The 21934-nt window shown below is 72.1% G+C and carries 18 protein-coding genes; 9 read left to right on the forward strand and 9 right to left on the reverse strand.

The window, feature by feature from the left end:
- Positions 1-74: 74 nt before the first annotated feature.
- Positions 75-797 (reverse strand): exonuclease domain-containing protein, encoded by a 723-nt coding sequence (locus tag ACMTAK_RS14655; RefSeq protein WP_413806655.1) that lies wholly within the window; start codon positions 795-797, stop codon positions 75-77.
- A gap of 179 nt (positions 798-976) precedes the next feature.
- On the opposite strand from ACMTAK_RS14655, the gene ACMTAK_RS14660 reads away from it, so the two are divergent.
- Both ACMTAK_RS14660 and ACMTAK_RS14665 read left to right on the forward strand, forming a co-directional pair.
- Positions 977-1786, forward strand: a complete 810-nt coding sequence (locus ACMTAK_RS14660; protein ID WP_413806656.1) for a FadR/GntR family transcriptional regulator — start codon at positions 977-979, stop codon at positions 1784-1786.
- Positions 1783-2619 (forward strand): ABC transporter ATP-binding protein, encoded by an 837-nt coding sequence (locus ACMTAK_RS14665; protein WP_413806657.1) that lies wholly within the window; start codon positions 1783-1785, stop codon positions 2617-2619. The genes ACMTAK_RS14660 and ACMTAK_RS14665 overlap by 4 nt, the downstream gene beginning before the upstream one ends.
- 64 nt (positions 2620-2683) lie before the next feature.
- On the opposite strand, the gene ACMTAK_RS14670 is transcribed toward ACMTAK_RS14665, so the two are convergent.
- The 3 genes from ACMTAK_RS14670 to ACMTAK_RS14680 all read right to left on the reverse strand — a co-directional run bounded on the left by ACMTAK_RS14670 (position 2684) and on the right by ACMTAK_RS14680 (position 6242).
- Positions 2684-3931, reverse strand: coding sequence for an SAV2148 family HEPN domain-containing protein (locus ACMTAK_RS14670; RefSeq protein WP_413103700.1), 1248 nt, complete (start codon positions 3929-3931; stop codon positions 2684-2686).
- 89 nt (positions 3932-4020) lie between these two features.
- A complete protein-coding gene (locus tag ACMTAK_RS14675) occupies positions 4021-5352 on the reverse strand; it encodes a copper amine oxidase (RefSeq protein WP_413806658.1) in 1332 nt (443 codons plus the stop codon).
- A gap of 92 nt (positions 5353-5444) precedes the next feature.
- Positions 5445-6242, reverse strand: a complete 798-nt coding sequence (locus ACMTAK_RS14680; RefSeq protein WP_413812890.1) for a Tat pathway signal sequence domain protein — start codon at positions 6240-6242, stop codon at positions 5445-5447.
- A gap of 245 nt (positions 6243-6487) precedes the next feature.
- Between ACMTAK_RS14680 and glgX the strand changes: the two genes are divergently transcribed.
- The 5 genes from glgX to treZ all read left to right on the forward strand — a co-directional run bounded on the left by glgX (position 6488) and on the right by treZ (position 15503).
- Positions 6488-8632, forward strand: a complete 2145-nt coding sequence (gene glgX / locus ACMTAK_RS14685) for a glycogen debranching protein GlgX (protein WP_413806659.1) — start codon at positions 6488-6490, stop codon at positions 8630-8632.
- A gap of 176 nt (positions 8633-8808) precedes the next feature.
- A complete protein-coding gene (gene treY / locus ACMTAK_RS14690) occupies positions 8809-11259 on the forward strand; it encodes a malto-oligosyltrehalose synthase (RefSeq protein ID WP_413806660.1) in 2451 nt (816 codons plus the stop codon).
- A gap of 224 nt (positions 11260-11483) precedes the next feature.
- Entirely contained in the window at positions 11484-12242 is a 759-nt protein-coding gene (locus ACMTAK_RS14695) for a lytic polysaccharide monooxygenase auxiliary activity family 9 protein (RefSeq protein WP_413806661.1), read from the forward strand.
- A gap of 493 nt (positions 12243-12735) precedes the next feature.
- Complete coding sequence (locus tag ACMTAK_RS14700) at positions 12736-13644, forward strand: GNAT family N-acetyltransferase (protein ID WP_413806662.1); 909 nt, start codon at positions 12736-12738, stop codon at positions 13642-13644.
- A 101-nt stretch (positions 13645-13745) separates the two neighbouring features.
- On the forward strand, positions 13746-15503 hold the full coding sequence (gene treZ, locus ACMTAK_RS14705; protein ID WP_413806663.1) for a malto-oligosyltrehalose trehalohydrolase: 1758 nt from the start codon (positions 13746-13748) through the stop codon (positions 15501-15503).
- Positions 15504-15547: 44 nt separating this feature from the next.
- On the opposite strand, the gene msrB is transcribed toward treZ, so the two are convergent.
- From msrB to ACMTAK_RS14725, 4 genes are all read right to left on the reverse strand, one after another.
- The gene (gene msrB / locus ACMTAK_RS14710; protein WP_262699380.1) at positions 15548-15955 is read right to left on the reverse strand and encodes a peptide-methionine (R)-S-oxide reductase MsrB; all 408 of its coding nucleotides are present in this window, start codon (positions 15953-15955) and stop codon (positions 15548-15550) included.
- A 14-nt stretch (positions 15956-15969) separates the two neighbouring features.
- A complete protein-coding gene (gene murC / locus ACMTAK_RS14715; protein WP_413806664.1) occupies positions 15970-17391 on the reverse strand; it encodes a UDP-N-acetylmuramate--L-alanine ligase in 1422 nt (473 codons plus the stop codon).
- Between the two features lie 154 nt (positions 17392-17545).
- Positions 17546-18022 carry an indole-3-glycerol phosphate synthase gene (locus ACMTAK_RS14720; protein ID WP_413806665.1) on the reverse strand — a complete coding sequence of 159 codons (477 nt, stop codon included), beginning with the start codon at positions 18020-18022 and terminating at the stop codon, positions 17546-17548.
- Positions 18023-18097: 75 nt separating this feature from the next.
- Entirely contained in the window at positions 18098-18979 is an 882-nt protein-coding gene (locus tag ACMTAK_RS14725) for a pyrimidine reductase family protein (protein WP_413806666.1), read from the reverse strand.
- A 67-nt stretch (positions 18980-19046) separates the two neighbouring features.
- On the opposite strand from ACMTAK_RS14725, the gene zapE reads away from it, so the two are divergent.
- Both zapE and ACMTAK_RS14735 read left to right on the forward strand, forming a co-directional pair.
- Positions 19047-20171, forward strand: a complete 1125-nt coding sequence (zapE, locus tag ACMTAK_RS14730) for a cell division protein ZapE (RefSeq protein ID WP_413806667.1) — start codon at positions 19047-19049, stop codon at positions 20169-20171.
- A gap of 109 nt (positions 20172-20280) precedes the next feature.
- Positions 20281-21708, forward strand: coding sequence for a PhoX family protein (locus ACMTAK_RS14735; RefSeq protein ID WP_413806668.1), 1428 nt, complete (start codon positions 20281-20283; stop codon positions 21706-21708).
- A gap of 73 nt (positions 21709-21781) precedes the next feature.
- Here the strand turns inward: ACMTAK_RS14735 and ACMTAK_RS14740 are convergent, their stop codons facing one another.
- Positions 21782-21934, reverse strand: a complete 153-nt coding sequence (locus ACMTAK_RS14740) for a hypothetical protein (protein WP_167442760.1) — start codon at positions 21932-21934, stop codon at positions 21782-21784.

Consider the following 21934-nt stretch of genomic DNA (forward strand, 5'->3'; position numbering starts at 1 on the left):
ACGTACGGACCGGCCCGCCGCCGGAAAGTCATCGGTGCGGCGCGCTCCGATCCGCCCGGCGGGCCGCTGCGCCGCTACCCCACCACGGCCCCCGCCTCCCGCAGCGGCCAGCCGCCGTCCACGACCGCGTCCGGGCTGCCCTTGCGGCGCAGCCAGGACTGGAAGTCGGCCGCCCAGTGCGCGTACCACCCCACCTGCTTGCGGTGGAGGTCCCACAGCTCGAGCCCGGCGACCTCGCCGTACCGCTCGGCGAGCGCGCAGGCGACCAGCACGGCCGCCAGCGCGTCCGCCCCGGCGTCATGGGCGCGGTCGTGCACCACCCCGTACTCCCCGCAGACCGCCTCCAGCGTGCGCTTGCCCTTGCGATAGCGGTCGACGGCGCGGTCTATCGTGTACGGATCCACGACCGGGCCGGTCTCGGCGCCCTCCAGCCGCTCGCTCAGCGGTCGCAGCCCGTGCCGCCCCAACTCGGCGGCGAGCAGGCTGAGATCGAACGCCGCGTTGTACGCCACCACCGGGGCGCCGGCCCGCCAGTGAGTCACCAGCACCTCGGCGACCTCCTCGACCACCTCACGCGCGGGCCTGCCCTCCGCCGCCGCCCGCTCACCGGTGATGCCGTGCACCGCCACGGCGTCCTCGGGGATGGGCACTTGGGGGTCGGCCAGCCACTCGCGGCGCCCGACCGGCTCCCCGCCCCTCACCTCGACCACGGCCGCCGTCACGATCCGTGCGGTGCGCGGATCGGTGCCCGTCGTCTCCAGGTCGAATCCGATCAGCAGCCCCCGGTGCCAGCCCATGGCCGCCCCTCCCTTTGTCGTACTTCCCCCATGTGTGCACCACCTTCCCATGCACCACTGACAACGACCGGTGCGCCCAACCGAGTCCTCAGACGTCTGAGGACTCTGTGTTAGAGTCCCCGCCGTCCTCGGTTGATCGTTCAGGGAGAGGCGGCGCGGTGGCGGCGGAGACGGCACGCTTGCGGCACGGACCCGTGGTGCCACGGGTCGAGAGCGCCCTGCGCGCGATGCTCGACGAGGGCCGCTGGCGGCCCGGTGAGCGGCTGCCCAACGAGATGGCACTCGCCGCCGAACTGGGCGTCGGCCGCTCCTCGGTGCGGGAGGCCGTACGCCTGCTGGCCCATGACGGGCTGGTCGAGGTGCGCCACGGCTCGGGCACCTACGCCGCGCGGCCCCCGGCCCCCGCCGGGGAGGGAGATATGCGGCGGCTGCTGCGCCGGGCCCGGCTGCGGGAGGTGTACGAGGTGCGCCGCGCCCTCGATGTCGAGGCCGCCCGGCTGGCCGCCGGGCGCATCCGCCCCGAGGACATCGAGCGGCTGCGGGACCACCTCGCGCTGCGCGAGGAGCGGGCCGGAGGCGATCCGGCCGCCTTCGTGGACGCCGATCTGGCCTTCCACCGGACCGTGGTGGAGCTGTCCGGGAACGCGGTGCTGCTCGGCCTGTTCACCTCCGTCCTGCCGGTGCTGCGCGAGGCGCTGGTGGAGATGGTCAGCCACGAGCCCGCCCTGCCCGATGTGTCGTGCGCCCACGCCGAGCTGCTGGACGCCCTGGCGCGCGGGGACGCCGACGCCGCGATCGCGGCCACGGTCTCCCACCTCGAGGCCGTCATGGAGCTCTTCGACGGCGACGGCAACGGAGACGGGGACAGCCACAGCGACAGCCACAGCGACAGCCACAGCGACAGCCACAGCGACAGCGACAGCGACAGCGACAGCGACACAAGCGAACTCGAAAGCGACAACAGCGAAAAGGAGGTGGCGGCCCCGTGACCGCCCCGGCCGTCCCCGTACTCAGGCTGCGCGAGGTGGATGTGGTGCGCGACGGCACCCCGCTGCTGCGCTCGATCTCGCTCACCGTCCACCAGGGCGAGCACTGGGCGCTGCTCGGCTCCAACGGTGCGGGCAAGTCCACCCTGCTCAGCCTGGCGGGCGCGCTGGTGCACCCCACACGCGGCACGGTGGAGGTCCTCGGCCGCACGCTGGGGCGGGTGGATCTGCGGGAACTGCGGTCGTTCGTGGGCCATGTGGATCCCCGTCATCCGCTGCGCTCCCCGCTGCGGGTGCGGGACGTGGTGCTCACCGGGCTGACCAACACCGTGGAGCCGGTCCCCCGCCACCGCCCCGGCCCCGACCAGCGCGACCGGGCCGATCGGCTGCTGACCACCCTGGGCATGGGCGGGAAGCTGGACGCGCGCTGGCCGACCCTGTCGCAGGGTCAGCGCGGCCGGGTACTGATCGCCCGTGCGCTGATGCCACTCCCCCGGCTGCTGCTGCTCGACGAACCGGCCACCGGTCTGGATCTGGCCGCCCGTGAGCAGCTGCTGGAGAGCCTGGACACCCTGCGCCGGGACCACCCCGAACTGGCCACGGTCCTGGTCACCCACCACCTGGAGGAGCTGCCCGCCAGCACCACCCACGCCATGCTGCTGCGCACCGGGGAGTGCCTGGCGTCGGGCGCGGTGGACGAGGTGGTGACCACGGACCACATCACCAAGTGCTTCGACCACCCGGTGCACATCAGCCGCACCGACGGCCGCTGGGCCGCCCGCGCCCTGCGGCCGCCGCACCAGGACTCAGGCTCGTACCAGGGCACCGGCTCCTGAGGGTGTCCGGCGGTACGCGTACGCCTGCGGCGGGCTGTTCCCCTCCCCGCCCCTTCCTCACAGTTCAGGACACCGGCCGGGAGTCCGCCCAGACGCTCTCGAACTCCTCGCGGTAGGTGCCGAAGAGCCCGCCCTCGCCCTCCTCGGCCGCACCCTCGCGGACGACCTCGCGGCCCCGTCCGCCGCCGCGCAGCACCAGGACCGGGGCCTCCATGCCCCGGGCCTTGCGCAGATACGACTGGACGACGGCGAGGCCGTCCGCGCCGTCGCCGTTGACCAGGTAGGCGGTGAAGCGGGGCGTCTCGTCGAAGACATGGATCTCGAACGCGTCCGGGTCCCGCAGCCGGGCGCGCACCCGCCGCATATGGAGGATGTTCATCTCCACCGAGCGGCTCATCTCGCCCTTCTTCAGGCCCAGTTCGCGCTCCCGCCGCCGCACCGCGCTGCTCGCCGGGTTGAGGAAGAGCAGCCGGGCCCGGCAGCCGGATTCGGCCAGCCGGACCAGCCGGCGGCCCGAGTAGTTCTGGACCAGGAGGTTGAGTCCGATGCCGACGGCGTCGAGGCGGCGGGCGTTCCCGAAGAGATCCTCGGCGGGCAGCTGGCGCTGGAGTCGCACCCGGTCGGAATGGACGCCGACCACATCGGCGTAGCGGTCGCCGACGAGGTCCTCGACGGCGTCGATGGGCAGCCGGTCGGCGGAGGGGGAGCCGGTGCCGCTGCCGAGGATCTCCAGCAGCCGGGCGGAGGCCCGCTCGGCCTGGGCGAGGACCGTCTCGGACAGGGCGCGGTTGCGGGAGACCACATTGCGGGAGACCTCCAGCTCGTCCAGGGCCAGCTCCACCTCGCGGCGGTCGTCGAGGTACGGCTCGAAGCACGGCCAGTGCTGGACGAGGAGCTCCCGCAGCTGCGGCAGGGTCAGGAAGCTGACGACATTGTCGTCGGCCGGGTCGAGCAGATAGCCCTTGCGCCGGCTGACCTCCCGTACGGCGACCGCCCGCTGCACCCACTCCTGCCCGGCGGGGCCGGCCGCGGCGATGACCCAGTCCTCGCCGTGGACCGGTTCGTAGATGGGCCGCAGTACGGCGCTGACGACGGCGCGCAGCCGCTGTTCCACGAGGTTGAGCCAGATATAGGCCCGCCCGGCCCGGCGTGCGCGTGTGCGTACCTCGCTCCAGGCTTCGGCGCCCCAGTCCAGTTCCGCTCCGATCTCCATCGGCCGCACCAGGGACACCGCGCCGGGAGGTGCGTCGGTGGAGCCGTCACCCCCGGGACCTCCGTCACCGGGGGGCAGCTCCAGCCCGCCCGAGCTCACCTGTGCACCGCCTTCCGCCCCCGTCCAACGATCACCGCAGACTACTGCGCTGGCGGGGGCGGTGCGACACTCAGGTCCTGCCTATCAGGTCAACGTTCCTCTTCTGTATGGCCGTTGTGTCCGGACAGTGCAGGCGGCGTGAGGGGATTCATAGCGGTGACGTCGCGCGGGGAGAGCTGGAAGCCCTGCCAGTGCAGCGGCATGGGCTCCTGGTCCTCATCCCGGGCGATGTGATGGAACCCGATGTTGACCCACACGATGGGGTGCTTGAGGGTCTGTCCGTTGACCCACTTTTCGACGCTCTTACCGGCACCGGCGCCGCAATTGCGCAGATTGTTGCTGGCGAACTGCTCACACTTGTTGTACTCGGTGAAGTAGACGTCGTGTTTGGTGAAACTACGTCCCTGGTACTTGGTGGTGTGGCCGGGAACGATCTCGTAGCTGCGCGGATGGCCGTCCTTGTTCTTTCCCGCCGTGCTGACCACGCGCCACCAGCGCGCCGCCGCCGCGTCACCGGCCAGCTCCTTGCCGACCGAGGTGCGGGTGGTCCTGGTCTTCGGGATCCGCCCGGAGGCCGCGGTGGTCTTGGAGTCGTACTGCTCGACCTTGCTCTTGGGCGAGCCGTCCAGCCCGAAGTTCAGCCGCCAGAACACGTTGTGCGCATGGCTGGTGGCGTAGTCCTTGGCACCCTTGCCGATGGGCCAGCCGCGGCCGTCGCCCGCGTCGTAGTCCATCGGGGAGAGCGTGCCGGTGGCGCCGACCTGCATGGTCATGGTGCCGTCACCGGCGAACCGCCACTCGGTGATGTACTCGTACCAGCCGACCTGGTTGACGGTGTAGAGCAGCAGGTCCTTGCCCTGGAGCTGGTAGACCTTGTTCTCACTGCCCGCCCCGAAGCCGCCCTCGCCCATGCGGTAGGCGTGGCCGCGGGCCCGGGTGGTGGCGCACAGCCCCTTCACATTCGGGTGATCGGGGTCCCAGGCGTCGGGCACCCGTACGGTCTTGATGGTGCCGCCGGGGCACTCGGCCGGATCCAGCTGCTGCAGCCCCTGGGCGAAGTCCTGCCCGGTGAGGTCGTCGTACTCATTGCTGCCGTCGTCGTAGGGCACATGGATCTGGCCCAGCTTCGCCGAGGTCAGCACCTTGATCGGGGCACTTTCGCCCTTCGGCTGGTACGAGACGTCGTCGAGCACCAGCCCGGCCTTGCTCTCGTAGTGCCAGCACATCCGCCAGACGGTGCCGCCGTCGAGCTTCTGCTCGATTCTGTACGGGGCGCTGCAATCCGCCGCGGCAGCGGTCCGCGGGGCCGCCTGGGCGGTGCCGACCGGCCCGGCGGCGATCGCCACGGTGCCGAGCAGCGCCGAGGCGCCGATGGCCGCCGCGACCCGGGCACGGGCGCGGCGGAGCCTGCTGTCAGGCATGGGGAGACTCCTGTAGTGAAGCGTCGAGGGGTGTGCGAAGCGCCGGTGCCGGGCGCTTCGGCCGTCAGCCGTCGGCCGTCAGCCGTCGTCGGTCAGCCCAGCTTGGTGACCCTGTGGGCGCTCAGGTCGACCACCATCTGCCGGGCGTCGATCCAGGGACCGTTCACCACCCGGGTGAACAGCCGTACGCAGCGGTGCTTGCCGCAGTCCTGGACCGAGGCCGGACCGGGGTTGCTGCCCTCGCCCGCGCGGTAGACGAAGCCGGTGACGGTCAGCTGGTCCGGGCGGGTCAGCGCCTTGCCGGTGGCGTCCTTGAAGTCCTTCTTCAGCCCCTCGCCCAGCTTGTCGGCCATCAGCAGCCGCGCGGCCTCCATCACCTCGTCGCGGTTGGGCGGCGGCTGCACCCCGCGCTGGGTGTCGGTGCCGGTGACCTTGCCGCTGCCGAGGTCGACCGTCTTGGTGACGTAGGTGTCGTCCTTGTAGTCGTAGTACGTCACCTCGGCGCGGCGCGGCGGGTCGGCTGCCCCCACCTCGTCGGGGCTCAGCTCGGCGAGGTCGGTGGAGAGCCGCTCGGGGCCCTTGGCGCCCTTGACGTCCTCGCTGCTCATGCGGAAGTCACGCCCGGCCGCGAGGCTCTGGGCGCGCTTCATCTCGTCGTCGGTCAGCGGATCGCGGCCGCTGCCGGTCCTGCCCTGCTCGGGCGCCTCTTCCACCACTCCGGGCTGCTGCTGCCGGGCCGCCTGGCCCTGCTCCGCCGAGGAGCTCTGGGGTCCCCCACCCGAACCCTCCTCGCCGGACGCGCTCCCCGGGAGCGTCACCCCGACCATGACCGCCGTGGCGGTGATCGCCACGGCCGCTCCGGCCACCACCTTGCCCAGGTGGCGGTGCATCACCTTGCGCACATCCTCCCCCAACCCACTCTGTCGTCTTATCAGACCGCATAGCGGGATACGCGTATGCGCCAGGTCACCCGGTAGGACGAACCGATATGGCCGTAGGTTGCCTCACTTTTGAGGAAGTTCTGTCGAAAGAGCGGATGGCTCCGGTGAGTTGGGAAAGGATGCATGGTCGGTCATGTTCCGTCCGGTGCCCGGGGTGCTCGCGGCCCCCGGAGAAGAAGTGGAAGAGTCGACGTATGCAGGTCTGGCCGGGACAGGCTTATCCCCTTGGCGCCACCTACGACGGCGCCGGAACCAACTTCGCGGTGTTCTCCGAGGCCGCCGTCCGCATCGAGCTGTGCCTCCTGCACGACGACGGCTCGGAGACGGCGGTCGAGCTGCGGGAGTCCGACGCGTTCGTCCGCCACGCCTATCTGCCGGGGATCATGCCGGGGCAGCGCTACGGCTTCCGGGCCCACGGCCCGTACGAACCGGAGCTCGGCCACCGCTGCAATTCCGCCAAGCTGCTGCTGGATCCGTACGCCAAGGCGATCAGCGGGCGGATCGACTGGGGCGAGGAGGTCTACGGCTACCACTTCGGGCGGCCCGACAAGCGCAATGACCTCGACTCCGCCCCGCACACCATGGCGTCGGTGGTGGTCAATCCGTACTTCGACTGGGGCGACGACCGCCCGCCCCGCACCGACTACCACCGCGTGGTCATCTACGAGGCGCATGTCAAGGGGCTGACCATGCGCCATCCCCGGCTGCCGGAGGAGCTGCGCGGGACCTACGCGGCGCTCGCCCATCCGGCGATCATCGAACACCTGACCGAGCTGGGCGTCACCACACTGGAACTGATGCCCGTACACCAGTTCGTCCACGACCACCGGCTGGCCGACGCGGGGATGGCCAACTACTGGGGCTACAACACCATCGGCTTCTTCGCCCCGCACAACGCCTACGCCTCCTGGGGCGACCGGGGCCAGCAGGTGCTGGAGTTCAAGTCGGCCGTCCGGGCGCTGCACCAGGCGGGCATCGAGGTCATCCTGGACGTGGTCTACAACCACACGGCCGAGGGCAACCACCTGGGCCCCACGCTCTCCTTCCGGGGCCTGGACAACGCCTCGTACTACCGGCTGACCGAGGACCGCCGGTACTACATGGACACCACCGGCACCGGGAACTCCCTGCTGATGCGGTCCCCGCACGTGCTCCAGCTGATCATGGACTCGCTGCGCTACTGGGTGACCGAGATGCATGTGGACGGCTTCCGCTTCGATCTGGCGGCGACGCTGGCCCGGCAGTTCCACGAGGTGGACCGGCTGTCGTCGTTCTTCGACCTGGTCCAGCAGGATCCGGTGGTGAGCCAGGTGAAGCTGATCGCCGAGCCCTGGGACGTCGGCGAGGGCGGCTATCAGGTCGGCAACTTCCCGCCCCTGTGGACCGAATGGAACGGCAAGTTCCGGGACACCGTGCGGGATCTGTGGCGCGGTGAGCCGAGAACGCTGGCCGAGTTCGCCTCCCGGCTGACCGGCTCCTCCGACCTCTACCAGGGCGACGGGCGGCGCCCGCTGGCCTCGGTCAACTTCGTCACCTGCCATGATGGCTTCACCCTGCGCGACCTGGTGAGCTACGACGAGAAGCACAACGAGGCCAACGGCGAGTCCAACCAGGACGGCGAGAGCTACAACCGGTCCTGGAACTGCGGCGTCGAGGGCGAGACCGACGATCCGGCGGTGCGGACGCTGCGCGAGCGCCAGATGCGCAACTTCATCGCCACCCTGATGCTCTCCCAGGGCGTGCCGATGCTCAGCCACGGCGATGAGTTCGGACGCACCCAGGGCGGCAACAACAACGCGTACTGCCAGGACAACGAGGTGTCCTGGGTGCGCTGGCCGGATCACGCCAAGGGGCAGGACGGCGAGTGGGAGGACCGCTCGGCCCTGGAGCTGCTGCGCTTCGCCCGCTCGCTGGTGTGGCTGCGCCGCGACCACCCCGTCTTCCGGCGCCGCCGCTTCTTCCACGGCCGGCCGGTGGAGGGCACTCATGACGAGCTGTCGGACATCGCCTGGTTCACCCATGAGGGAGAGGAGATGACCCCACGCGACTGGCAGGCGGCGCACGCCAAGTCCCTCGCGGTCTTCCTCAACGGCAGCGCGATCTCCGAACCGGGGGCGCGCGGGGAGCGGATCACCGACGACTCGTTCCTGCTGCTGTTCAACGCCCACCACGAGCCACTGGACTTCGTCGTGCCCATCGACCATGGCAAGCAGTGGCAGCTCATCGTGGACACGGCGGTGCCGGAGGGCGTGGAGCCGGGCAGCGGGCCGAAGGTGGCGGCGGGCGACCGGCTGACCCTGGTGGACCGCAGCCTGATGGTGCTGCAACGGCCGGCCTAGGGGCGGGGGTCCGCTCAGGTCCGGGGCCCGCCTGAGCCAAGGGGTCCGCTCAGGTCCGGGGCCCACCTGAGCCAAGAGGTCCGCTCAGGTCCAGCGCCCGCCTGCGGGGTGTCCGGCGCGTCCGTTCGGGTGCGCGGAGCTCTGGTGGGGCGTGCCGGGTGGGTACGTACGTTCATATGACGGCTGACCCCGGCACACCCACCGCCACCTATCGCCTCCAGCTCCAGCCCGCCTTCCCCTTCGCGGCGGCGGAGCGAGCGGTGCCGTATCTGGCCTCGCTCGGCGTCTCCCATCTGCATCTGTCCCCCGTGCTGGAGGCGGTGCCCGGTTCCACCCACGGCTATGACGTGGTGGACCACTCCGCCGTCCGGGCCGAACTGGGCGGTGAGGAGGGGCTGCGCGCGCTCGCCCGTACGGCGTGGGCGCACGGCCTCGGGCTGATCGTCGACATCGTGCCGAACCATATGGCCGCCCCCGCCCCCGAGCGGCTCAACGCCCCGCTGTGGGAGGTGCTGCGGGAGGGGCCGGAGTCGCCGTACGCGCGGTGGTTCGACATCGACTGGCGGGCCCACGGCGGCAAGGTGCTGCTGCCGGTGCTCGGCGGTCCGCTCGGCCAGGAGTGGGACCGGCTGCGGATCGAGGACGGGACGCTGCGCTACTACGACCACGCCTTCCCGCTGCGACCCGGCACCGAGGGGCTGCCGCTCGCCGGGCTGCTGGACGCCCAGTGGTACCGGCTCGGCTGGTGGCGGCTGGCCCGCACCGAGCTCAACTACCGGCGCTTCTTCACCATCTCCGAGCTGATCGCCGTGCGGGTGGAGGATCCGGAGGTGTTCGACGCGACCCATGCCACGCTGCTGGAGCTGGTGCGGGACGGGGTCGTGGACGGGCTGCGGATCGACCATCCGGACGGGCTTGCCGACCCGGAGGGCTATCTGCGGCGGCTGGACCGTGCGGTGCGGGCGGCGACGGGAGACGGGGAGGGCGGCGGCGGGCGGCGGGCCGCACCGGACGGCGGCGGCGCCCGCTGGACCGTCGTCGAGAAGATCCTCGCCCGGGACGAGCGGCTGCCCGCCACCTGGCCGGTCGCCGGGACCACCGGCTATGACGCGCTGCACCACATCGACGGGCTCTTCCTCGACCCGGACGGTCTGGAGAAGCTGACCGCCCTCTACCGCGCCTTCGCCGCTCCCCCGGCCGACCTGGGCGGCGACTGGGCCGCCACGGTCCGCCGCGCCGCCCATGAGGTGGTCACGCATGAGCTGGCCGCCGAGGTGGAGCGGCTGACCCGCACCGCCTCCCGCATCTGCGCGGCCGATCCCCGGCTGCGCGATCACGCGCCCTGGGCGCTGCGCACGGCGATCCGGGAGCTGCTGGTGCGGCTGCCGGTCTACCGTCCGTACGCCTCCGTGGGCGGCCCGCCCGCGACGGACGCCGACGCGGTGATGCTGCGCTCGGCGGCGGCGGACGCCCGGGAGGCGTTCACCGTGGCGCAGGAGGCCCAGGTGGTGCGGGTGGTGCGGGACGCCGCGCTGGGCGGGCTCGGGGATGGCCCGGACCACCGCGACTTCTGCGCCCGCTTGGCCCAGACGGCGGCCGCGCTGCGTGCCAAGTCGGTCGAGGACACCGCCTTCTACCGCTACGCCCCGCTGCTGTCGGCCGCCGAGGTGGGCGGCGATCCGGGGCGACCGGCCGTGGCGCCGGAGGAGTTCCACGCCTTCGCGGCCCGGCGCTCGAGGGACTGGCCCGCCACCGGCACGGTGCTCTCCACGCACGACACCAAGCGCAGTGCCGACGCCCGGGCCCGGCTCGCGGCGCTCACCGAATGCCCGGACTGGTGGGGGCGGACGGTCGAGGAGCTGACCCGCTCGGCCCCCGCCCCCGATCCCCATCTGGCCTGGACCGCCTGGCAGACCGCGCTCGCGCTGGGTCAGGGGGACGCGGAACGGCTGGTCCCGGCCGTGCTCAAGGCGGTGCGCGAGGCGGGGCTGCGGACGACGTGGACGGAGCAGAACGCGGCGTACGAAGCGGAAGTGACCGCCTTCCTGGAGGCCGGGCCCTGCGCGGCCGGCCCGTCGGTGTGGGCCGCGATCGGCGCCGAACTCGACGGTCCGGCGCGGGCCAACGCGCTCGGCGCCGCCCTGCTCCAGCTCACCATGCCGGGCGTTCCCGACCTCTATATGGGCACCGAACACGTCTATACGGCCCTGGTCGACCCGGACAACCGCCGCCCGCCCGAGCTGGGCGGCGAGCCGACGGACGGCCCGTCGGCCGAAAAGCTGCTGCTCACCCGGGCGGCACTGAACCTGCGACGGGAGCGTCCGGGGTGGTTCGGCCCCGGGAGTACGTATACGCCGCTGCTCGCCTCCGGTACGTCTGCCGAGCACTGCGTGGCCTTCTTACGGACAGAGGGCACGGACGGGACGGACGGCACACCCGGCGGCGCCGTCACCGTGGTCACGCGGCTGTCGCGGCGGCTGGGGGAGGCGGGCGGCTGGGGCTCCACCCGGCTGCCGCTGCCACCGGGCCGCTGGCGGGACCTGCTGACCGGGCGGACCGCCGAGGGTTCGGCAGTGCTGGACGAACTGCTGTCCCGGCTTCCGGTGGCGCTGCTGGTCCGGAACTGACGGGCCCATCGGAACAGCCCGTGGGAGGCCACCGGATCAGCCCGTCCGGGTCCACCGGAACGGCCCCGTCCGGCAGTTCGCCTGACGGCCCGGCAGAAAGCCTGCGCCTTCACGTCCTGAAGCATTTACAGCTGCCCGGGGGCGCGCTACGTTCACCAAGGAATTGGGAGCGCTCCCACACCGACGGTTCCTGACCCGTTCACGTCGAAGGGAAAGTACGCGCAATGCCTCGACGATCATTGGCTCTCGCCCCCTCCGGACACCCGCCGGTCCGCTCCCGCGCGCGCCGGTCCGCACTGCTGGTCCTGCTCTCGGTCCTGCCCGCCCTGGGCCTTGTCTTCTTCTCCGGAAGCAGCGCTTCCGCCCATGGCGCACCGTTGGCACCTGGCAGCCGCACCTATCTCTGCTGGAAGTACAGCCTGTCCTCGACCGGTGAGGTCAAGCCGACCAACCCGGCGTGCAAGGCCGCGTACGACAAGAGCGGTGCGACGCCGTTCTACAACTGGTTCGCGGTGCTCCGCTCGGACGGCGCGGGCCGCACCAAGGGGTTCATCCCGGACGGCAAGCTGTGCAGCGGCGCGGCCACCGTCTATGACTTCTCCGGTTTCGACCTGGGCAGCAAGGACTGGCCGGTGACCCATCTGACGTCCGGCAAGTCGATGCAGTTCTCGTACAACGCCTGGGCAGCGCACCCGGGCTCGTTCCGCAGCTATGTCACCAAGAGCCCCATCGACCCGACCAAGCCGCTCACCTGGAACGACCTGGAGGACCAGCCGTTCAACACGGTGACGAACCCGCCGCTGTCCGGTCAGGTCGGCACGGTCGACGGCAAGTACACCTGGACGGCCAATCTGCCCTCCGGTAAGAGCGGACGCCACATCATCTACACCGTGTGGACGCGCTCGGACAGCCAGGAGACCTTCTACAGCTGCTCCGACGTGGTCTTCGACGGCGGCAACGGCGAGGTGACGGTCCCGCAGTGAGCGGGGGCAGCGGCGGCGACCCCACGGATCCGCCGGGCAACCCGCCACCGGCCTCCCGCGCCGCCACTCAGACCTTCGGCCATACGGCCGGCGGCGGCTCTCCTGACACAACGGCCGCACCGATCCGCATGGTGCACTAGTCTGCGTTTCACACCGGTCCACGCAGGTGCTCCGACCCGCTCATTGATCTGTCAGGTGCACCTCATTCCGCGCGCCGGTCTGCCGCTCCTTCCCCCTCGCGGGCGGCAGACCGGCCCCGCCCGCGAAAGCTCCGTGGACATGAAAACCCCGTGGACACGGAGACATCGGCGCCCATAGAGTGCGGGCGCGCCCTTGATCGAGGAAGGAGGCGAGAGCAATGGACATCACGACGTTTCCGCGCTCCCGCCCCCTGTCCCCCGGGCGTACCCACGTCTGATCACACATCGTTCGATCAGGCATCTGCCGATATGGCATCCGACCGGGAGCGCATCACTCTCCTGGAAGGAATTCCATGACCGATCTGGTCATCCGTCCCCTCACCGAGGGCGACGCCCATCTGTTCCATGATCTGCACGTGCCCTCGCTCGTCGGCCGGGGCATCCTCGGCCACACCTACGCCACCGTCGGCCAGGGCGGCGAGTACCGCCCCGACTGGACCTGGGTGGCGCTGCGCGAGGGGCGGGTCGTGGCCCGCGCCGCGTGGTGGGCCGGGCCGGAGGACTCCGCGCCCATCGCCCTGGACTGGTTCGACTTCGCCGAGGGCGAGGCCGACGCCGCCGCCGAGCTGCTGCGCACCGCACCGCTGCGCACCGAGTACAGCCTGCTGGCCCCGCCCGGCTGGCGCGATCGGCCCGAGGTGCGGGCCGCCGCCCAGGCCCGTGTCGACGCCGCTGTGGCGGGCGGGCTCGAGCCCCTGGTCGAGCGCTACCGCTATGAGTGGACGCCGGAGTGCGGACTGCCCGCACGCCCGGGGCGTCTTGAGTTCCGGCCGGAGCCCGATGACGCGGCGATCGAGGACGTGCTGCGCCGCATCATGCCGGGCTCGCTCGACGCCCACGACCGGCGCGCCATCGAACGAGGAGGGGTCGAGGCCGGGGTGCGGGAGCTGATGGACTTCTTCTCCTGGTGCCCGTCGCCGCGCGAGTGGCGGCGGCTGGCGTGGACGCCCGAGGGGGAGCTGGTCGGCATCCAGGTGCCCGTGCACAACCCCAGCGGCCCGTGCGTGGGCTTCATAGGGGTCGTCGCCGAGCAGCGCGGCCACGGCTACGCGTACGACCTGCTCGTGGAGTGCACCCACGATCTGGTGGAACGGGGGGCCACGAAGATCGCGGCGGCGACGGACCAGCCCAACCTCCCCATGGCCGCGCACTTCGCCAGGGCGGGGTATCCCCTCACCCAGGAGCGCATCGACCTCGTCTGACCGATGCCGCCCTGCTGCGCCGCCGGCGCCGCGTCCCGCAGCATGGTCGAGGACCGCAGCATGGTCGAGGACCGCAGTCAGGTCGAGGTGAGGAGACGCCAGTGCTGTTCGAGGTGTGGGCGCCGCACGCCGAGCGGGTCGGGCTCCATGTGGACGGGCGGGACCGCCCCATGGAGCCCGACCCGGGCCGCGCCGGGTGGTGGCGGGCCGAGGTCGAGGCCGGGCCCGGCACGCGGTACGGCTTCGCGCTCGACGACGGCCCGCCGCTCCCCGATCCGCGCTCCCGCCGCCAGCCGGACGGCCCGGAGGGGCTGAGCGCGGTGGTCGACCACTCCCGCTTCCGCTGGGAGCGGGAGTGGTTCGGGCGGCCACTGCCGGGCGCGGTCCTCTACGAGCTGCACATCGGCACCTTCACCCATGAGGGCACCTTCGACGCGGCGGCCGAACAGCTGCCGCACCTGGCCGAGTTGGGCATCACCCATGTGCAGCTGATGCCCGTCTGCCCGTTCCCCGGGACTCACGGCTGGGGTTACGACGGGGTGGCGCCCTGGGCGGTGCACGAGCCGTACGGCGGGCCGGAGGGGCTGGCGCGCTTCGTGGACGCCGCGCACGGGCACGGCCTCGGCGTGGTCCTCGATGTGGTCCACAACCACCTGGGCCCCTCCGGGAACCACCTCCCGGCCTTCGGCCCGTACTTCACCGACACCCACCACACCCCCTGGGGCGCGGCGGTCAACCTCGACGCGCCCGGCTCCGACGAGGTCCGCGCGTACTTCCTCGGCAGCGCGCTCGCCTGGCTGCGCGACTTCCGGCTCGACGGGCTGCGGCTGGACGCGGTGCACGCGCTGCGCGACACCCGGGCCCGGCACTTCCTGGCCGAGCTGTCGGCAGCCGTGGACGCGCTGGCCGCCCGCACCGGCCGTCCGCTGTTCCTCATCGGCGAGTCCGACCTCAACGATCCGCGTACCACCGCCCCGCGCGAGGCGGGCGGCCACGGTCTGCACGCACAGTGGAACGACGACTTCCATCACGCCCTGCACACGTTCCTCACCGGTGAGCGGCAGGGCTACTACGCCGACTTCGCCGCCGAGGGGCCCGGGGCCCTGGTCAAGACGCTGATGGGCGGCTTCTTCCACGACGGCACCCATTCGGCGTTCCGGGGCCGCCGCCACGGCAGTCCGCTGAACACCCACACCACCCCCGCGCACCGGCTGCTGGGCTACGCCCAGACCCATGATCAGGTGGGCAACCGCGCGATCGGCGACCGGCTCTCCGCCCGGCTCTCCCCCGGGCTACTGGCCTGCGCGGCGGCCGTGGTGCTGTGCGCGCCCTTCACCCCCATGCTCTTCATGGGCGAGGAGTGGGGCGCCCGCACGCCCTGGCAGTACTTCACCGACCACCAGGATCCGGAGCTGGCCGAGGCGGTGCGATCCGGCCGCCGCCGGGAATTCGCCGCCCACGGCTGGGCGGCGGGGGACGTGCCCGACCCCCAGGACCCGGCCACCCGGCTGCGGTCCTGCCTCGACTGGCGGGAGCCGGAGCGGGAGCCGCACCGGGCGCTGCTCGACTGGTACCGCCGGTTGATCGCGCTGCGCCGCGCCGAACCGGCCCTGACCGACCCCACCTGGTCGTACACGGGCCTGTCCTCCGGTTCGGACGGCTGCTTCAGCTTTCAGCGCGGACCGCTGCGGGTCCTGCTCAACCCGGGCGACCGGCCGGTCAAGACCTGGCTCGGGCCCCGGACCGGCGAGGTCACCGAGGTGGTGGCCGCCTGGCGGCGGATCGAGCTGCCGGGCCCGGACGGCATGCTGAGACTGCCGCCCGAGACCGCCGCCGTGCTGCGCTGCGGCTCACGCTGAGGAGCCCGAGGCTCAAGCCGAGACGCCTGGGCCTCGCCGCGGGCTCAGCTCTCCTCGGGGGTCAGCCGCAGCGAGATGGAGTTGATGCAGTACCGCTGGTCGGTCGGGGTGGGGTAGCCCTCGCCCGAGAAGACATGGCCCAGATGCGAACCGCAGCGGGTGCACCGCACCTCGGTGCGGACCATGCCGTGCGAGCGGTCCTCGATCAGTTCGACGGCCGAGCTGTCCGCCGGGTCGTAGAACGACGGCCAGCCGCAGTGGCTCTCGAACTTCGTCTCCGAGCGGAACAGCTCCGCCCCGCACGCCCGGCAGGAATAGACGCCGACCGCCTTGCTGTCGGTGTACTCACCGGTGAAGGCGCGCTCGGTACCGGCCTCCCGCAGCACGTGGTACTCCTGCGGAGTCAGCTCCGCGCGCCACTGCTCCTCCGGCTTGTCGATCTCGTACGCCATGGGGACGGACCTCCTCAGTTCTCCGGGCTCTGCAGACGCGCGAGGATCTCCGGACCGAGGTCCGTCACATCGCCGGCGCCCATGGTGAGAACAAGGTCACCGGGCTTCGTCATTCCGGCGATCAGCTCGGGCACCGCGTTCCGGTCGTGCTCGGCGGTCACATCCGCCCCGTGGCGGGCCGCGGCGTCGATGATCAGGGCGCTGGTGACGCCGGGGACCGGGTCCTCGCGGGCGGGGTAGATGTCCAGGACCACGGAGGCGTCGGCGAGCGCGAGCGCCTCGCCCATCTCGGTGCCCAGCTCCTGGGTGCGGCTGAACAGATGCGGCTGGAAGACCACCAGCACCCGGCCCTCCCCGGCGCCGCCGCGGATCGCCTCGAGGTCCGCGGCGATCTCGGTGGGGTGGTGGGCGTAGGAGTCGATCACCTGCACCCCGGCCGCGGTGCCCTTGAGCTGGAGCCGCCGCTTGACGCCCGTGTACGAGGCGAGGGCGGGGGCCAGCTCGGCGGCCGGGACGTCGAGGGCGGCACCGGCGGTGAGGGCGGCCACCGCGTTGAGCGCGTAGTGGCGGCCGGGGACGGAGACGGTGAAGGTGAGCTCCGCACCGCCCAGGGACTCCGCGAGCCGGACGGTGACCTCGCTGGTCAGCCCGTGCGGCTCGATGGCCAGGACTCTCACGTCCGCGCCCGCGTCCTCGCCGTAGGTGAGCACCCGCAGGCCGTCGCGCCCGCCGACCCGGGCGGTCAGCTCACGGGCGCCGGGGTGGTCGGCGGAGATCACCAGCGCGCCGCCGGGCCGGACCCGGTCGACGAAGGTCTGATACGACTCGTAGATCTCGTCCATCGAGGCGTAGTTGGCGTGGTGGTCGAGCTCCACATTGAGGATGATCGCCACCTCGGGCGCGTACTTGTGAAAACTCCGGTCGCTCTCGTCGGCCTCGGCGACGAAAATCTCGCCCTCGCCGTGGAGGGCGCTGGAGCCGGGCGCGTCCAGATCGCCGCCGATGACGTACGACGGGTCCAGGCCGAGGGTGCGCAGCGAGACGGCCAGCATCGAGGTCGTGGTCGTCTTGCCGTGGGTGCCCGCGACCGCGATCGGCCGGGAGCCGTCCATCAGCGCGGCGAGCGCGTCGGAGCGGTGCACCACCGGGATGCCGCGCTCCCGCGCCGTGACCAGCTCGAGGTTGTCGTCGCGGATGGCGCTGGAGACGACGACGCCGGTGGCGTCGGCGGCGACGTTCCCGGCGGCGTGGCCGATGTGCACCGTCGCGCCGAGCTCGCGCAGCGCCCCGACGATCGGCGAGTCCTTGGTGTCGCTGCCCGAGACCCGCGCCCCGCGCATGGTGAGAACCTTCGCCACGCCCGACATCCCGGCGCCGCCGATGCCGATGAAGTGCGGTCGATCCAGCGTGTCGGAGGCGGTGCCGGCCGGTGCCATGTACGGGTCTCCCCTGGTTCGCGGTGTGTGCTGTCGGCCCGATTCTCGCACCCCCGGCGGCCCGCCCCGCCGATGGCCGACGGGGGCCGGGGCCGGGTCGGGACCGGTGCTCAGCCGATGGCCGCCCGGACCGGGGCCGCGACCGGGCCGCGGCTCAGCCGCCGGTCGAGGGCTGGTCCTCGTCCACCGCGTGCGCGAAGAGCTTCAGCACCGGGACCCCCACCTTGTGGCGCGCCCGCGAGGCCCAGTCCCGGTGGAAGAACTCCTCCACGAAGTGCGGGGCGGTGAGCACGATCACCTCATCGGCCCCGGTCTCCCCCACCACCCCGCGCAGCACCTCCAGCGGACGGCGCTGGACGACATGGCCCCGGGCCCGGCTCCCGGCCGCCTCGAGCGCCGCCACCGAGTGGGTCAGCGCCCGCTCGGCGGGCTCCAGCGCCTCCTTGCCCTCCGGCTCGTCCCCCTCCTGGGCGGCCTGCTCCAGCTCGCCGAGGGCGATGTCGTCGATCGCGCGCAGCAGCCGGTCCTTGCTGCCCCGGGGTTGCATCAGGACGACGAAGGAGACCGGATCATCGCCGTGCAGGGTGGTGACGAATTCAACGTCGGCGGGGGTCAGGGGCTTCTCAATCATCAATACGCTCGTGAACACGGCGGATGCCCTTCTCCTTCGCGATCCCATTCGCGGGTTTACAGACGTTTTTATGAGTTATTGGTAAATCCGACGGTAGCGGGTGAAAAGAAACCCGGCTTCCTCCAGAACGGAAGCGAGAGTGAAGCGTTCCGGTTCCCCCAGTACGGGACCGTTCATGATCCGCTTCGCGTCTCCCGCGGTGACCAGGGGGGCCACCGCGAGACACAGCTCGTCCAGCACCCCGGCCGCCGCGAACTCCGCCAGCAGCGTGGGGCCGCCCTCGGTGAGCAGCCGGGTGTGGCCGAGCTCCGCGAGCGCGGCCACGATCGCCGCCGCGTCCACCCGCCCGGACGGCCCCGCCCCGGCGAAGACCACCACGGCCCCCGCCGTACGGGCCGCTTCGATCCGCTCCTCCGCGGCCGTCGCGCCCGTGATCACGATCGTCGGGACCAGCGGCTCGGTGAACAGCGGCTGCGCGAAATCCAGCTCCAGGCTCGCGCTCACGACGGCGATCGCGGGCGCGGGCGACTGGCCGAGCGCCGCTCGCCGCTCGGCGAACGCCTCCCGGGCGCGCGCCGGGCGGTAGCCCTCGCGGCGCACGGTCTCCGCGCCCACGACGACGGCGTCGGCGAGCCCGCGCAGCACCCCGAAGATCCGCATGTCCGCGTCGGAGGACAAGGGCTTCGACCGGCCGTCGTGATGGGCCGCCCCGTCCAGCGAGGACACCATGTTGGCCCGCAGCCAGGCGCCGGAGGGGCCGTGCGGCGGCTCCGGGTACGCATAGGCGTCGGCGAGTTCACCCAGGGCCCATTCGCGGTCCTCGGCGGGCGTTTCGGCGGAAATGCGCGCAGGCGTCGCGGCGGACGTCTCGACAGGCGTTCCGGCGGGCATTCCGGCAGGTGCTTGGGTGGGCGTTTCGGCAGGCGCGGGGACAGGCACGGGGAACAGGCGTCGCATAGGCCGCAGTGTGACATGCCTCCCTCTCGGACAGTGGTCGGGTGAAGAGCGACTACCCTGGACATCCGTGTCCGCACCAACTACCGCATCCGGCTCGGCAGGCCGCATAGCCGCCGAAGCCACCGAAGCCCCCGCAGCCCTCACCGCCCGTGCGCCGCAGGTTCCGGCGGAGCGCCTGGTCGCCGAGATGGTGCCGCCGCCCCGCTTCGCCACCGTGAGCTTCGACAACTACATCACCGACCCCGGCCGGCCCAGCCAGGCCGAGGCGGTCGAGGCGCTGAGAGCCTTCGCCGCACGGCTCGGCGACGGCGCGGACGCGAAGGGCGGGCGCCGCAGGCGCTGGTTCCGCCGGGAGGCCAAGCCCGCCGCGAACGGCGGCCCGCGCGGGATGTACCTCGACGGCGGCTACGGCGTCGGCAAGACCCATCTGCTGGCCTCCCTGTGGCACGCCACCCCGGCCGCCCCCGAGCTGAAGGCGTTCGGCACCTTCGTGGAGCTGACGAACCTGGTCGGCGCGCTCGGCTTCCAGCAGACCGTGAAGACCCTGAGCGGGCACCGGCTGCTGTGCATCGACGAGTTCGAGCTGGACGACCCGGGCGACACCGTCCTGGTCTCCACGCTGCTGGGCAAGCTGGTCGAGGCGGGCGTGGCCCTCGCCGCGACGTCCAACACGCTGCCCGGCAAGCTGGGCGAGGGCCGGTTCGCCGCGGCCGACTTCCTGCGCGAGATACAGGGGCTGTCCGCCCGCTTCCGTACGCTGCGCATCGACGGCGAGGACTACCGCCACCGCGGCCTTCCCGCGGCCCCGGCCCCACACTCCGACGAGACGGTCACCCGGGCCGCGCACCGCGTCCCCGGCGCCTCCCTGGACGACTTCCCCGCCCTGCTGGACCACCTGTCCCAGGTGCACCCGAGCCGCTACGGCGCGATGTGCGACGGCGTCCAGGCCGTCTGCCTGACCGGGGTCGCGCCGGTGCCCGACCAGTCCACCGCGCTGCGCCTGGTGGTGCTGGCCGACCGGCTCTACGACCGCGAGGTGCCGGTGCTGGCCTCCGGGATGCCGTTCGACCGGCTCTTCAGCGAGGAGATGCTGAGCGGCGGCTACCGGAAGAAGTACTTCCGGGCGATATCCCGGCTCACCGCGCTGGCCCGGGACGCGAAGGGGCTGGCCGACGCGTCGTACGCACGCTGATCGGGACCGGATGGTTCTCGCGCATCGCTGATCGAATGGTTCCCGCGCGCCCGCGCGCGTGATACACACATCCGGTCATCTTCTCTGTCCGCCAGCAGGGAGTTACCGCATGTCAGCGACACGACGTCAGCTTCTCGGCCGCACCGGCGCGCTGGGGGCCACCATCGCCTCGATCGCCTTCACCGGCAGCGTCTCCGAGCTCTTCGCCGGAACGGCCGCGGCCGCCGAACCGGATTCCCCACCACTCGGCCGGGATGGCTACGGCCCCCTGGTCCCCGACCCCGACGGACTGCTCGACCTCCCGGAGGGATTCCGCTACCGGGTGCTCTCGCGCGAGGGCGATGAACTCCGCTCCGGCGAGGGCAAGGTCCCCAGCCACTGCGACGGCATGGCCGCCTTCCCGGGCCGCGCCGGCGGCCACCGCGGCCGTACGCATCTGGTCCGCAACCATGAGAACCGTAAGGACGCCACGATCCGCGTCCCCGCCGTGGACGGCCTCACCTACGACCCGATGGGCCTGGGCGGCTGTACCGCCCTGGAGCTCGACTCCGGCAACCACGTACTGTCCGAACGGGTGGCCATCGCGGGCACCGCGGTCAACTGCGCGGGCGGCCCCACCCCCTGGCACACCTGGCTGACCTGCGAGGAGACCGAGGACCGGGCCGGTACGAACGGCTACACCAAGGACCACGGCTTCATCTTCGAGGTCGACCCCTACGATCCCCGCCGCACCGGCGCCGTGCCCCTCACCGCCATGGGCCGCTTCCAGCACGAGGCCATCGCGGTCGATCCGCGCAGCGGCGTCGTCTACGAGACCGAGGACGCCTTCGAGAGACCCTTCGGGCTCTTCTACCGCTTCCGGCCGGAGAAGCCGCTCGGCGGCATCGGCTCGCTGCGCGCGGGTGGGCAGCTGCAGGCGCTGCGGGTGCCGGGGGTGCCCGATCTGTCCACCATCCAGGAGCCGGGCACCACCTTCGACCGCGTCGAGTGGGTGGACGTCCCCGACCCGCTCGCCCGCGAAACCCCCATCCGCTTCCAGGACTTCGGCCCGGGAGGCATCACCCACGCCCAGAAGCTGGAGGGGTGCTACTGGGGCGGTACGTCGGTCTACTTCGTCTCCAGCTTCGCCAAGAGCGCGGACGGCTCGGCGGCCGACCACTTCGGCCAGATCTGGCGCTACGACCCCGACCGGAGGCGCCTCACGCTGGTGATCGTCTTCGGCCCCGGGACGGATGTCCAGCTCCCCGGCGAGTCCCCCGACAACATCACGCTCGCACCCAGCGGCGGCCTGATGGTCTGCGAGGACGGCAACGGCGCACAGCATGTCTTCGGGGTGACCCGGCGCGGCGAGGTCTACGCGATGGCGCGGAACCGCCAGGCTCTGACATCAGCCGCTACCGCGGCGGGCGGCACACCGGAGGAGCCGGAGTGGGGTGAGTTCGCGGGCGTCACCTTCGCACCGGACCGCCGCACGATGTACGTGAACTGCTATACCCCGGGCACGACGTTCGCCGTGACGGGGCCCTGGCGTCGTTGAACGCCTGTCCGGCGGAGCGGAGCTTCGTGGCGCCGCGCGGCGGGCGGCCCGCTGGGCGAGCGATGCACGATCGCTAGCCCGAACAGGCGGTGCGCTGGGCCTCCTGCCATTCGCAGACGGGGCACAGCGTCGCTCCGGGGCGCGCGGCGGGGTACTCGGTGGGCTCGCCGCACTGCACGCAGTCGGCGTACGGCGGGCCCTCGGGAAGGTCCGTACGGTCGTCCAT

Origin of the sequence: Streptomyces lacaronensis (genome assembly GCF_047337785.1) — a bacterium.
Lineage (GTDB): Bacteria > Actinomycetota > Actinomycetes > Streptomycetales > Streptomycetaceae > Streptomyces > Streptomyces lycopersici.

Coding starts and splice junctions, on each gene's coding strand:
- ACMTAK_RS14655 (WP_413806655.1), bottom strand. CDS start 797: ATGGGCTGGCACCGGGGGCTGCTGATCGGATTCGACCTGGAGACGACG.
- ACMTAK_RS14735 (WP_413806668.1), top strand. CDS start 20,281: ATGTCAGCGACACGACGTCAGCTTCTCGGCCGCACCGGCGCGCTGGGG.
- ACMTAK_RS14740 (WP_167442760.1), bottom strand. CDS start 21,934: ATGGACGACCGTACGGACCTTCCCGAGGGCCCGCCGTACGCCGACTGC.
- glgX (WP_413806659.1), top strand. CDS start 6,488: ATGCAGGTCTGGCCGGGACAGGCTTATCCCCTTGGCGCCACCTACGAC.
- ACMTAK_RS14700 (WP_413806662.1), top strand. CDS start 12,736: ATGACCGATCTGGTCATCCGTCCCCTCACCGAGGGCGACGCCCATCTG.
- ACMTAK_RS14720 (WP_413806665.1), bottom strand. CDS start 18,022: ATGATTGAGAAGCCCCTGACCCCCGCCGACGTTGAATTCGTCACCACC.
- treY (WP_413806660.1), top strand. CDS start 8,809: ATGACGGCTGACCCCGGCACACCCACCGCCACCTATCGCCTCCAGCTC.
- ACMTAK_RS14695 (WP_413806661.1), top strand. CDS start 11,484: ATGCCTCGACGATCATTGGCTCTCGCCCCCTCCGGACACCCGCCGGTC.
- ACMTAK_RS14680 (WP_413812890.1), bottom strand. CDS start 6,242: ATGCACCGCCACCTGGGCAAGGTGGTGGCCGGAGCGGCCGTGGCGATC.
- msrB (WP_262699380.1), bottom strand. CDS start 15,955: ATGGCGTACGAGATCGACAAGCCGGAGGAGCAGTGGCGCGCGGAGCTG.
- ACMTAK_RS14675 (WP_413806658.1), bottom strand. CDS start 5,352: ATGCCTGACAGCAGGCTCCGCCGCGCCCGTGCCCGGGTCGCGGCGGCC.
- ACMTAK_RS14725 (WP_413806666.1), bottom strand. CDS start 18,979: ATGCGACGCCTGTTCCCCGTGCCTGTCCCCGCGCCTGCCGAAACGCCC.
- murC (WP_413806664.1), bottom strand. CDS start 17,391: ATGGCACCGGCCGGCACCGCCTCCGACACGCTGGATCGACCGCACTTC.